9 protein-coding genes are annotated in these 13,048 nt (G+C 46.3%); all 9 read left to right on the plus strand.

The window, feature by feature from the left end:
- Positions 1–8: 8 nt before the first annotated feature.
- Entirely contained in the window at positions 9–1,649 is a 1,641-nt protein-coding gene (locus tag NV381_RS29185; protein WP_258216828.1) for a response regulator transcription factor, read from the plus strand.
- Between the two features lie 130 nt (positions 1,650–1,779).
- Positions 1,780–2,748 carry a D-2-hydroxyacid dehydrogenase gene (locus NV381_RS29190; protein ID WP_258216829.1) on the plus strand — a complete coding sequence of 323 codons (969 nt, stop codon included), beginning with the start codon at positions 1,780–1,782 and terminating at the stop codon, positions 2,746–2,748.
- 13 nt (positions 2,749–2,761) lie between these two features.
- Positions 2,762–4,771, plus strand: a complete 2,010-nt coding sequence (locus tag NV381_RS29195; protein ID WP_258216830.1) for an alpha-amylase family protein — start codon at positions 2,762–2,764, stop codon at positions 4,769–4,771.
- A 25-nt stretch (positions 4,772–4,796) separates the two neighbouring features.
- A complete protein-coding gene (locus tag NV381_RS29200; RefSeq protein ID WP_258216831.1) occupies positions 4,797–5,867 on the plus strand; it encodes a bifunctional phosphoglucose/phosphomannose isomerase in 1,071 nt (356 codons plus the stop codon).
- Between the two features lie 126 nt (positions 5,868–5,993).
- Positions 5,994–6,773 carry an AraC family transcriptional regulator gene (locus NV381_RS29205; protein ID WP_258216878.1) on the plus strand — a complete coding sequence of 260 codons (780 nt, stop codon included), beginning with the start codon at positions 5,994–5,996 and terminating at the stop codon, positions 6,771–6,773.
- A gap of 186 nt (positions 6,774–6,959) precedes the next feature.
- Complete coding sequence (locus NV381_RS29210; protein WP_258216832.1) at positions 6,960–9,296, plus strand: AraC family transcriptional regulator; 2,337 nt, start codon at positions 6,960–6,962, stop codon at positions 9,294–9,296.
- A 293-nt stretch (positions 9,297–9,589) separates the two neighbouring features.
- Positions 9,590–10,495, plus strand: coding sequence for an ABC transporter permease (locus NV381_RS29215; RefSeq protein WP_419182313.1), 906 nt, complete (start codon positions 9,590–9,592; stop codon positions 10,493–10,495).
- Positions 10,496–10,530: 35 nt separating this feature from the next.
- Positions 10,531–11,412, plus strand: a complete 882-nt coding sequence (locus NV381_RS29220; protein ID WP_258216834.1) for a carbohydrate ABC transporter permease — start codon at positions 10,531–10,533, stop codon at positions 11,410–11,412.
- A 63-nt stretch (positions 11,413–11,475) separates the two neighbouring features.
- Positions 11,476–13,014, plus strand: a complete 1,539-nt coding sequence (locus NV381_RS29225) for an extracellular solute-binding protein (RefSeq protein WP_258216835.1) — start codon at positions 11,476–11,478, stop codon at positions 13,012–13,014.
- The last annotated feature ends 34 nt before the right edge of the window (positions 13,015–13,048 follow it).

Genomic DNA, 13,048 nt, shown 5'->3' on the forward strand with positions numbered 1-13,048 from the left:
GGCTGTGCATGCTGCAGTTGCTGATAGTAGATGATCATCCGGATCAGGTTGAAAGTATGGCTCAAACGATTCCTTGGTGTAATTACGGTATTGAAGCGGTCTACAAGGCTTATTCCGCGCATGAAGCGCTCGATTACATCAAATCCCGTGCAATCGATATTATGATTACCGATATCCGGATGCCTGAGATGAATGGATTGGAGCTGATCCGATCTGTTCGTGCTATTTCCGAGAAAATAAAATGCGTGCTTATGTCCGGCTTCAGTGACTTTGAATATGCGAAGCAGGCGATTCAATATAAAACCGCAGGTTATTTAATGAAGCCTGTTGATACCCAAGAATTAACGACGCTTATCGAACAAATTCATGTGGAGTTTCAAAACGAGTGGAATGTTAATGAGGTGGTTCAGAATGCACTGTACACCTTGCGTGAAAACATTCCTTTTCTGCGTGCTCAGTTATTAATGGATTTATTGCAAGGAAGACAACTCTCGCATTCCGCCTTAGGCAAAAAGATGAAAGCGCTGAATCTTTCATTTGCAGCAGAGGATGAGGTGTGCATGATGGTAATCCGGTTGGATGGGGATTCTGCCGCTAACGATGAAGAGAATGTCTCGCTGCTGGAATATGCGGTGACGAATATGGCGGAGGAGGTATTCGGGGAGGCTTTCACTCTGTGGCATTGCAAAGATGCTGATGGTCAGTTGGTGTTTCTGGTAAGAGCCAATAAACCGTGGGAGCAGCAGCCGCACCAGGAGCCTACGAGGGAAGCTTATCTCAAACAAATGGAATTGTATGCAGAGGAATTGCAAAAGAAAACCAGGGTTTATTTGAAGCGTAAAGTGTCCGTGCTCCTCATGAACCAATGGATGCGTTTGTCAGGACCGATTGCTTCTATGTATCAAGCTGCTGCTGCTGGAGTACGCAAGCATCTGGGCGGCGACAAGCAATTTGTGGCCGTTGTGTCTGGTGACATGGAGATAGTACAAGTAGGTGCTCTTCAAACCTTGTATGAGCCGCCGCTGCTGCTGCATTTGCTGGAAACAGGACGCTGGGAGCTGGCGAGTGACCGGCTGGAGCTGATTTTCGCGGAGCTGGCTGTTAAATGGAGGGAATCACCGGAGTATTTAAGCGAAGCCTTTTTCTTCATCGCTGGAGCCTTTATGCGCATCTCTCATAAAAACGGCAGGCCGCTGCAGAATCTAATTGGTGACTACGGAATGAAATTGCAGCAGAATCGTCCGTTCTCCTCGCTTAACCAGCTTCGCGATTGGGTAGTTCATGTGTTTGAGCTGCTCAAGGGCGAGCATCAGAAGGAATCGCTTGAATCCAAGATGACTGTGGTCGAACGTATTCAAGCTTATATTGGGCAGCACATGGACGGGGATGCCTCATTGCAGGCCATAGCTGACCATGTCGGTCTCCATCCAGCCTATATATCCAAAGTGTACAAGGTTGAAACCGGCTGCTGCATCAGTGATTATGTGATGAAGATCAAGATGGATAAGGCGGTTGAGCTGTTAAGAAACAAGAATGAGAAGGTTTACAATATTGCAAGCCAATTGGGGTATCAAACTCCCCATTATTTTATTAAGGTGTTCAAGAAATATTATGGGATGACACCCCAGGAATTTAAGCTGAAGCAGTAAGGGAATGAAACTTTAAGAGACCAAGCAAAGTGGTATGACCTTAAAACATTTGTATATTTATCCGCTTGGATTCCTTTTAAACTGAATATATGTAAACGATTTCGTTTGAAAATTGGAGGAGGACACCCGTATGAAATTAGTATCCACTTATCCGTTTGACCAAAAACAGCTTGCCGAAATGGACAGCAAAGGAATTACCGTGAAGCTTTTTAAAGGAGAGCAGGATCTCATACAGTCTGATGAATATACAGATGCCGATATCATTATCGCCAATCACCGCACGCTGCAGCAAGATTTTCTGGAAAAATGCGAGAAAGTTAAGTGGGTTCAGGTGGCTCATATCGGAATCGAGCGGCTGCCTATGGATTATTTGAAGGAAAGAGGAGTAACGGTGATTAATGCGCGCGGTTCTCTGGGACTGCCGATTGCGGAAGATATATTATGCAAAATGCTCATGCTTTCACGTAAAAGCGTCAGGGTCGTAAAAAATCAATTCGATCATATATGGGGAAATACCGGTGGGGGTTTTATTAATCTATATGGTAAAACGGCAGGTATTATAGGTGCGGGGGATGTAGGCACAGAGACGGCGATTCGTGCCAGAGCATTCGGTATGAAAGTTATCGGCATCAATACAACCGGAAATGAGCTGCCCGAATTTGATGCTATGTATAAGCCTGAGCAGCTAAATGAGGTCATAGCCCAGAGCGATTATATTATTTTGACGCTTCCGCTAACCGATCAATCGGTCAATTTGCTCGGCGAAGAGCAGTTCAAGCTGATGAAGCCGACCGCTTTTATTATCAATATTTCCCGTGGAGCTTTAATTAATGAAGAAATTTTGCTGGATTATTTGCAAAACAAGAAAATTGCCGGAGCCGGCTTGGACGTATTTGTGGAGGAATTTAAGCTCGGTAAGCTGCCTGCCGAAAGCCCGTTCTGGGAGCTGGACAATGTCCTCATTACTCCTCATTGCGCAGGAGGCGGAGATCAGTTCCATCAACGGTTCTCAGCAGGCTTCATGCATAACCTGGATTTATTCTTACAAGGTAAAGCCGATGAAATGATTAACGTACGACAATTCGGCAAAGGGTATTGAGGAGGCGTTTCCCATGGCATGGTGGAGCAGAAACAATCTGCGCTTGATCCAAAATAACCTTCGCGAAACAGACTCGAATCTTGATGTGGATAGACTGATCGGAGAGCTCCAGGAGCTCTCCGCCAACGTACTGATGATGAATGCCGGAGGAATTGTTGCCTTCTACCCGACCAAGCTTGAATATCATTACCGTGCGGCGGGCCAGCAGAAAGACATGTTGAAGGAAGCCATCGAGAAGGCGCATGCGGCCGGAATGAGGTTCATTGCCCGATTTGACTTCAGCAAAGCTCATGAGAGTATTTTTGCCAAGCGGCCCGAGTGGTTTTACCGCACGAAGGAGGGCAAGGAGGTTAATTATCACGGCATTGTCCATACGTGCATCAATGGCTACTACCAGCGTGAGTACTCGCTGCAGCTGATCGACGAGGTCATCTCCAATTATGCGGTGGACGGCATCTTCTTTAATATGTTCGGCTACCAGACCCGCGATTACAGCGGTCATCATTACGGTATTTGCTTTTGTGACAGCTGCAAGGACCGGTTCCGGGAATGGTCGGGAGGCTTGGAGCTGCCGCAAAGCGAGAGCTTAAACGATCCGGTGTATCGCCAATATAAGGCGTTCCAGGATGCGACGACGAAGGAGATGCTGGATCGAATCCATGACTTCGTGAAGAGCAGGTCTACGGATATTGCGATCTCCACGTACAACGAGCACAAGGTGGATATTGTCCGTAAAGAATCGAACACGGACCCGGTTCGTCCGCATCCGGTGTGGCTGTATTCAGCCTCCGAAAATGTGAAATCGCTGGAAGATTCATGGGACGATAAGCTGATCAGCAACTGCTGCATCAATGCGATTGACTTGATTCACCGGTTTACCGCCGTGTCCAAGCATGAGATGAATATCCGCCTGAAGGAAAGCCTGGCGAGCGGCTCAGGATTGGACTTCTGCATTATCGGCGTGTTCGAGGATTACCCGGACCGTGAGAATTTGCCGACGGTAGCGGATATATTCAAGTATCACAAGGAGCATGAGGCATACTATGGAAGCTTCCAGAGTGCAGCTGATGTGGCATTGATCAAGCCTGGGGGACCGGCTCCGGCGAATATGAAGGAGTACCAGGGCTTGTTCAAGATGCTCAAGGAACGGCATATCTTGTTCGATGTTATTCACGAGAACAATCTGCTGAACAAGAAGCAGGACTTGAGCCGGTATCAGGCGGTGCTCATTCCGGACATTCCCGAGCTGGGAGCAAGCGAGCTGGAAGTGCTGGAGGAGCTGTACCGCGAAGGCGTACAGCTGATCGGCACGGGCCGCTCCTTCACCACAGGCGCAGCAAATGAAGCATTCCTACAGCGCATATTCGATGTGCGGCCGGTCAGCCTGCAGGTGTACGAGCGGGAAGCGGCATATTTGCAGACAGCGGATAAAGCGCTGTTCAAGAGCTTCCCGGAGCGGGACTGGATGTTTCTGAAGGGCCCCTTCCGCGAGCTGGAATTCGGCCCGCAGGCTCAGAAGCAGCTGCCGTTTGTCGCGCCGTCAACGTTTGGTCCGCCGGAACGCGCCTCCGGGCACCGTATTTCTGAGGACTGCTTCGGCGCGTCGATCCGCGAGGATGGCTCCTGCCGAGCCATCTATGTACCATGGCAGCCAGGTGAGTTGTATTATCGGTACGGCTATGCCGACCATAAGCATATCGCGCTGGATTTGCTGGACTACGCCGTAGACGGAAAGTATAAGCTGACGACGAACGCTCCGCAAAATGTGGAGGTGTTCTTCAACAAGCTGGATGAGCAAACGTATATTCTGCACCTGCTGAACCTGTCGGGATTTAACGGAGTCACTTATTTTGAGCCGATACCGGTGTATGATTTGGAAGTTACCCTTCATGGTATCGGGGAATGTAGACAGGTGAACAGCTTGGTAGAACCGACTGCGGCAGCATATTCGATGGTTGGCAGCGATGTGACCCTGCGATGCCGTGAGCTGAAGGATTTTGCGGCTATCGTTATACAGGTATAGATCTGGAAATGGAGGGTATGAAGCGATGAAAATCAATTTAGACGGAATAGACACATTGCTGCAAATAGACAAGTCCCAGCTGCTTGAGGCAACCACGAATTATCCTAAGTGGATCTTGGAGGGGTATGAACAGGCGAAAGCGTTCGAAGTTATGCCACTGGATAGAAAAGTGGATGAAATTGTTATATGCAGTGTTGGAGGCGGTCCAGTAGCCAGCCTGCTCCAATTGAAATCGATGCTGTCCGACGAGATCAAGGCTCCGATCATACTCTCTCAAGCTTATACAATGCCTGCTTATGTGGATGCGGATTCGCTTATTTTTATCGTTAATTATTCGGGAGGCTCCGAGGAGGTAGTAAGCGCGTACCGTCATGCTATCGACACAGGCGCAACGATTGTTGTTCTGACCGTCGGCGGAAAGGCCAAGGAGCTTGCCGAGCAGCATGGGCATTTACTGTTCCAGCTTCCAGCGGGAAGGGTCCCGCGCATCATCTCTACGAGCCATGTTCTGATCCCTATGCTCGTCATTCTCCATCGTATGGGACTCATTGCCGACCAGGAGCCAGCCATTATGGAAACGGTGGAGCTGCTTGAGCAATTGTCTGGACAATACGCACCTGCTGAGCCGATAAGCAGGAACGAGGCCAAGCAAATCGCGGTGGAAATGGACGGTCTGATTCCCGTTATTTACGGAACACTGCCGTTTACCGATTCCATTGCTGTACGATTTAAGAACCAGTTGGCAGAGAACAGTAAAGTTATGGCTTTTAGCAATGCGATGTCTGGACTTCACCATGATGAGGCGAACGGCTGGGATGCAGATAGCGCTATGCTGAGACAATTTCATTTTACTTTGATTAAGGATCTTGAGGATGCTGAGCCGATGACAAGAAGACTGTCGGCAACACGTGATGTACTTGAGACAAGAGCCGGAGCTGTGCGTGAAATTTCTTCCGTTGGGAGCAGCAGACTGGCTCGAATGTGCTCCTTGGTATATCTCATCGATCATGCTGCTCTTTATGCCGCCCTGATCCGAGGTGTGAACCCGACTCAAGGTGAGGCACTAAATGAGTTTAGAAAAAGATTCAACGGCTAAGCCCGGAATACTACATTCATCCCTCCAAACGCACAAACGTAAATTGTACACCAAGGACGCCGCAAGGCGTTCTTCTTGGTTTGTATGATATAATCAATAACTGGGATATTGGGGACGTTGATCAAATTGCATTCTTGCTATGTAAGAGATCTGGATAGCAGTTGGAGTATGAAACGAGCGGTAACGCCCTATAACCTGCTGATGATTATTTCCAATGGTTCCTTGACTTATTGGGTAGATGGCGAGGATCTATCTCTGCAAGCGGGAGACGTCTTATTCATTCCGGCAGGGTCTGTACGCGGCGGTACTTCGAACGAACAGCACCAAAGGTATGCGACCCATTTCAGCAGCCTTGGCGATGAAGAGCTGCTTCCGCTTCTGGCTAGTAAGCAGCCTTGCAAGCTGAAGCTGCAAAATATAGCTTACTTTAAGCAAAGGTTTTCCTTGCTCAATCATCATTGGCTAACAAAGGGACCCTACTCGTCTGTCATTTGCTGTGGCATTTTATTGGAGATGCTTGGGATTGTCAATCATGAGCTAGATCATCAGAACATCTCTACCAAAAAAGTAAAGCTGGTGGAGGATCTGAAGGCATATATTCACAGCCACTATAAAAGCCTGTTAAAACTACAGGAGCTTGCCGATTATACTGGAAGGTCGCCTAATTATATTTCCTATGTGTTTAAGGAAGCAACCGGCTTTACTCCGATAGAGTATCTTCATAACGTTAGAATATCTATAGCCAAGGATCTTATGCTTTCCAAGCTCATTCCCATTCGGGAAATTGCAGACCAAACAGGTTTTAGCGATCAGGCCTATTTCAACAGAGTCTTTAAAAAAGTAACCGGCTATTCTCCTACCTACTTTGTTAATAAAACAACAGAAAAAACGGTGTGGTCGGAGTAGTGGCAGCTGAAACGTACAGGTCTTGCGTAAGTTTTTATTTAAAAGCGTAGAATCGTGCAAAAATATAAATTCTGTCGATGGATATTTCAAGGGAAAAGCACTACCATAAAGAGAAGAGCAAGAACCGTCAGGTCGTAAGCGCAGGCTGCGCCCATGTATTCTTAATGGCTAAAGGAAGTGACTCCCATGCAAATAAACATGTTGAATGACGGCAGAAGAGGTGTTGTTTTCTGGAAAAATCTAGGGCTCGTTCTCTTGATAACCTGCCTTCCTATGGTTTTTATAGGTGTAATTTTATACTATGTAGGGACTGAGCGAATTGGGGCTGAAGTCGATAGAGCTCATCAAGTGCAGCTTAAGCAATCGATCCAGCAAATGGATGAATATTTATCCAGCCTGGAGAAATTCGCAGTAAGGATTGCGTTTGATCCGACGTTTGACGAGTCCTTGAACCGCATGGATTTTACCGATGAATTCCAAAAAACAAAGGATTTAATGAAATCGCTTACTTTATTATCGGAGTCAAACTCCCTTGTTCAAAGCGTTGGTTTATTTTTACGTGATGGGGATAAGATCGTTGGGGATGAATCCGGCATTCGTCCTATTCAGACGGAGGAGGACCGCAGGCTGTTCCGATCCTTACTGGATAAGGAGCAACTGATTTATTGGGACTATTCGTTAAAACAGATCCATAGACCGGGATCATCATACAAAACGGTCGTCATCAGGCTCCCCGGGGGGCAGATGCATAATTCCTTCGGCGCCTTTCTGATTTATTTGAATCAAGACAAATTGGATGGAATGGTTCAAAAATTATCCTCGGAGCATGCCGTTTCCTTTTTAATTAATGATCAGGGCGAATATTTGACATCACTTCACAGCGATGATTCGAATCCAAGGGAGGAGCTGCTTGAAGAAGCACTTCGAAGCCGTATTATGCAGGAGCAGCTGGGAGAAAATTCATTCAAATTTATGTGGGATGAGGAGATCTACTTCGTATCCTACGGTAAAATCTCAAAGCTTGGCGGTAAATGGACGGTTATTTCAGCGACTCCTTTATCCCAAATCATCGCTCCGGTTTCTTCGATGTCCAGAATGATTATTAGTATAAGCAGTCTTGGTTTGCTAATAGGACTTATGCTGTCATGGTTTGCTTCCAATAAACTATATGCACCCATTCAACGATTAAAAAGTATGCTGGAAATAGGGAAGCATAACAAGCCCGAAGAAAAAAATGAAATTATTTATATTGAGAACGAATGGAAACGCCGCCTGCAGGAGCAGCAGGCTTTGTCTGCACAGATCAATCAGTCGATACCAGCGCTCAGAGAAAGCTTTTTACTGCAATTTTTACAGGGCAATCTATACACCCATACACAATCGGAAATCTTAGGGAAAATGAAGCAGTTAGAATGGGAAGCGGAGCATAAAAAATTTGCTTTTCTAGTGGCAAATCTGCATGGCTTCGCTGAATTGGGCAGCAAATATTCCGAGCGGGATGTTCAACTTATTACGTTCGCCGCCTCTAATATTATGCTGGAGCTCAGCTTGGAGAGAATACCTATGGCTCATGTTATGAACTTTCAGGACTTGTCTGTAGGGGTGTTCCTTGTATTGAACAACCACAAATCACATGATGAGATCAAACAGGAGCTCAGCAAGCTCGCGCAAGATTTCATAACGGCTCTGAACAATGTGCTGCGGATGAAGGCGACCCTTGTAATTAGTAAAATAACCGAGTCAGTAATGGAAGCACCGGATGTGTTGGAGCAGACCCGAAAAGCGCTGCACTTTAGAGATCTTAAGACGTCGAACCAAATGCTCGATATGAGCCATTTCATATTGGAGCATTCAGGCCGTACGAGGTATCCGTTCGAGCTGGAACGGGAAATTGTAACCGCTATAGGAATGGGACTTGAAGATGAAGCAGTCCGTCTCATTAGAGCGTTTATGCTTGCTTTGCAAAGCAACGACAGCACGGAGTGGATGGTTCATCAAGGGATGATGAAGCTGCTGGGAGCCATCCATGATACGATCATCAGGTATGATGTGGATTTGTACACGTTATATGACGGCATGCATGTGTATGAACAGCTTGTAAAGATTTATGAGCCTGATGAGATGGTCCACTGGTTCCAATACAAGCTTATCCAACCTTTTATTAAAACATTGTCTATGGCTTATGACGCTGATTTGCGAGGAACCATAGAGGAGCTGCTCAAGCGAATCCAAAATGAATTTTTGTCCGATGTTTCCCTGGAACTGTATGCCGAACAGCTGCAAATGAGCTCATCGAAGCTCAGCAAAGCATTCAAGCAAATAACAGGCATCAACTTTATTGATTATATCGTTCAGCTGCGGATTGAAAAGTGCAAGGAGCTGCTGTTCAAAACCGATATGAAGATCAACGATATTGCAGGCATACTCAGCTACCAGCCTTCTTATCTGATCCGTATTTTTAAAAAGAGCGAAGGAATGACACCCGGACAATATCGTGAGAAACATGCGCAGGGACTATGCTGAAAACTATAGCCGTTTCTAATTCTTTAATGGGATTAGAGCGGTTTTTTTGGCATGTCAAAAAAGTGTTATCGCCGGAAACCTGCGTCCAGCCTGAGGAAAAATGTTGTCATTGCCTGAAATGAGCTGACTGCGTACAGTTAGGGCATCGCTGAACAAGAGGAGCTTAAGGGGAGGAGCAAGACGCTGAGGGCATTACGAATTTGATGAATTTGATAAGGATAAGGAGGTAGCGATTCATGTTAACGCAGTCGGACTTGAAATTAAACAGCGGTAGTAAAGCGAAGAAGAGCCGAATGGATACCGTATGGAAAGGCTTGGCAAGGGATAAAGTGTTGTATCTCCTTATGCTGCCCGGACTGTTATTTTTTCTTATTTTCAAATACGTTCCCATGTGGGGTGTCATTATTTCTTTTCAGGATTATTCTCCGTATTTGGGGATGTTAGGGAGCCCTTGGGTCGGTTTTGATCATTTCACACGTTTTTTTGCCAATCCTGATTTTTGGCTGCTGTTCCGCAATACGATGATGATCAGCTTGCTGAGTCTGGTGTTCTTCTTCCCTGTGCCTATTGTCATGTCACTGCTGCTGAGCGAAGTGAAGCATAGGGTATTCAAAAGAGTGGTGCAATCGATTGTGTACTTGCCTCATTTTCTTTCCTGGGTGGTGGTAGTGGGCATTACATTCCTGTTATTCTCACAATCCTCAGGAATTGTGAATTTGGTGCTGGAATTTATAGGGTTCTCCCGAGTCGACTTCCTGTCTAATCCCAATTGGTTCTGGGGTATGCTGACCGCGCAAAATATTTGGAAGGAAACGGGCTGGGGCACCATTATATTCCTTGCGGCGATTGCAGGCGTTGATCCTCAATTGTATGAAGCTGCTAAGATTGACGGGGCCAACCGTCTAAGGCAGACCTGGCATATTACACTTCCTGCTATTCGAAGCGTCATTATTATATTGTTAATTTTACGGATCGGGCAAATTATGGATGTCGGGTTCGAGCAAGTGTTTCTGATGATGAACGGGGCGGTATCCGAGGTGTCGGATGTTTTTGAAACCTATGTATATCGAGTCGGTATACAGGGTGGTCAGCTAAGCTACAGCACTGCCGTAGGCCTGTTTAAATCATTTATTGGTCTGGTGCTGGTCATTGGGGCCAATCGGTTGGCTAAGCGGTTCGGAGAAGAAGGAGTCTATTAGTCGCTGGCAATTTGTTGAAAAGGAGACCGGATTGTATGAAAGAAAGCAAGGGAGACCGTTTATTTAATGGGTTCAATATTTCAATCCTGATTCTGGTATGTATCGTCACGGTGTTTCCGCTGTATTATGTGTTTGCCGTTTCATTTACAAGCCCGTCGGAATATTTGCAGAAGCAAGGGTTCGTGCTTTTTCCCGAGCACTGGACCATGAAATCCTATCAATACCTGCTGTCTACCTCGGCCTTTAAGGATGCCTCATTGGTCAGTATATTTCTAGCTACAGTAGGCACGTTTCTGAGCTTAATGGTAACCTCGGCGATTTCTTACGGATTATCTAGAAAGCGGTTGCAGGGGCGAAGGCTGTTCCAATTGCTCATTCTGATTACGATTTTATTTAGCCCCGGCATTATTCCGCCTTATTTATTAGTGAGAGATTTAGGCTTGATCAATAGTATCTGGTCATTGATTTTACCGGTGCTTACAAGCGGCTGGTATGTCATCTTGATGAAAAGCTTCTTTGACAGCATCCCTGTCGAGCTGGAGGAAGCGGGAATGATTGACGGCTGTAATGATGCCGGTATTTTCTTCCGTATCATTCTTCCGTTATCTTTACCGGCGTTGGCGGCTTTCGGGCTTTTCTATGCTGTGTCTTATTGGAATACATTTTTCAACGCGATTCTCTATATCAATGACAATACCAAATGGCCTCTACAGCTGGTGCTTCGCAATATGCTGATCGAATCCTCTACATCTATGGGTGGCTCGGCAGCTATGGAGATGAGGTCGGAAGAACAGATTCCGGGACAAACGTTGAAAATGGCAGCTGTCGTAATTGCGACCTTGCCAATAATCGTTGTGTATCCGTTTCTGCAAAAGCATTTTGACAAGGGGGTGATGCTGGGATCGGTAAAAGGGTAAGCGGTGTAGGCTGGAACACGGAAGTATAGCAAAGGTTTTCATTATTAAAGGGAGGTTTTCGAATTGAAAGCTAAATCAAAAGTACTTCGTATTGGAACTTATGCTGCTATATCAGGAATGATGGTGTCCATGCTGGCTGCATGCTCAGGCGGCGCTCAACAAGCAGCGCCGGGAGCTGCAGGCAAAGATGCTCCAGCCTCAAGCGGGGACGCCGCTAAACAGGGTCCTCCTACCGAAATCAGCATCATTACCGAATTTCATACAACAGAGCCTCCAGGTGCCAATAATCCAGTTACGAAGGAGTTCGAGAAACGGACGAATACGAAGCTGAATATTATTTGGGTATCGCCAAACAACTGGACAGAGAAGCAGAATGTGGTACTGGCCTCAGGTGATATACCCGATCTGATGAAAGTGTCCGACATTCGCAACCCGTTGATGCAGCAGATGGTTAGACAGGGCGCATTCTGGGATTTGACGCCTTTTCTAAAGGATTATCCGAATTTGATGGAATATCCGAAAAACGTCATGGACAGCACAAAAATAAACGGCAAAAATTATTTGCTGCCATCTGTTCGTCCGCTTGAGGGCAGTACGGTTATGGGCGTGCGCAAGGACTGGCTGGATAAGCTCGGGCTCAAGGTTCCTACCACGACGGATGAAATGTATGAGGTTATGAAAGCCTTCGTCAACAATGACCCTGATGGCAACGGCAAGAAGGATACGTATGGCTATAATATGCGGGATACCGGTTTGTTCTTTGAGAACGTATTTAATAAAGCAAACGGCAAGTGGAAGCTTGTTGATAACAAGCTGGTGGATACGGTGCTGGAGCCGGGGACACGGGAAATGCTCGTCTGGCTGAATAAAGTATACAAGGAAGGACTCATTCCTCAGGATTATATGGTTATGAAAACAACCCAGACCGAGGAGTTGGCAACCTCTAACCGTTCAGGCTTTACAACAGATGGGATGCCGGGCTTGTGGCGGCAGATCGAAAATCCGATGAAGATCGATCCGAAGGCTGATTACCTGGCACTTGTTGCATTGAATGGGGTAACGACACAATCAACTGGCTTTAACGGTGCCTACCTGATACCGAAGAAGGTACCGGAAGCCAAGGTGAAGAAAATTCTCGCATTGATGGACTATGGTGCTACAGAAGAAGGCTTCTATCTGGGCATTTACGGAATTAAAGGTGTGCACTATAACGAAGTGGACGGCTTTAAGGTTAGCACGAAGCAGGCTGATACGGACAGTGTATCCATAAGCTCCTTCGGTAAAATTTTCGAACGTAATGAGAAGTATTTATTTGCTACTGCAACCGGCATGACGAAGGAAGTATTCGAGCGCAACAAAAAAATTCTGGATGAGAAATCCAAAATCAGCATCCCCGATCCATCCATTGGATTGATCTCGGAGACGGAAACAAGAGTAGGTACGGAATATAAAAAGAAAATAGATGATCTGAAGGTTAAAGTCATCATGGGCAAAGAACCGATTGAAGCTTGGGATACGTTTGTTAGCGGGCTGAAGAAGGATGCAGACTACCAGAAGATTATTGCTGAGATGAACAAGGCTTTTCAAGAAAGAGGCAAGTAACTTTTTGAACTACCTTTATTAAGGGAAGGTTGTG

This window comes from Paenibacillus radicis (ex Xue et al. 2023) (assembly GCF_024722015.1).
GTDB lineage: Bacteria > Bacillota > Bacilli > Paenibacillales > NBRC-103111 > Paenibacillus_S.

Excerpts from the sequence above, each read along its gene's own strand:
- NV381_RS29215 (WP_419182313.1), top strand. The coding sequence starts at position 9,590 with ATGGATACCGTATGGAAAGGCTTGGCAAGGGATAAAGTGTTGTATCTC.
- NV381_RS29210 (WP_258216832.1), top strand. The coding sequence starts at position 6,960 with ATGCAAATAAACATGTTGAATGACGGCAGAAGAGGTGTTGTTTTCTGG.
- NV381_RS29200 (WP_258216831.1), top strand. The coding sequence starts at position 4,797 with ATGAAAATCAATTTAGACGGAATAGACACATTGCTGCAAATAGACAAG.
- NV381_RS29190 (WP_258216829.1), top strand. The coding sequence starts at position 1,780 with ATGAAATTAGTATCCACTTATCCGTTTGACCAAAAACAGCTTGCCGAA.
- NV381_RS29195 (WP_258216830.1), top strand. The coding sequence starts at position 2,762 with ATGGCATGGTGGAGCAGAAACAATCTGCGCTTGATCCAAAATAACCTT.
- NV381_RS29220 (WP_258216834.1), top strand. The coding sequence starts at position 10,531 with ATGAAAGAAAGCAAGGGAGACCGTTTATTTAATGGGTTCAATATTTCA.
- NV381_RS29185 (WP_258216828.1), top strand. The coding sequence starts at position 9 with ATGCTGCAGTTGCTGATAGTAGATGATCATCCGGATCAGGTTGAAAGT.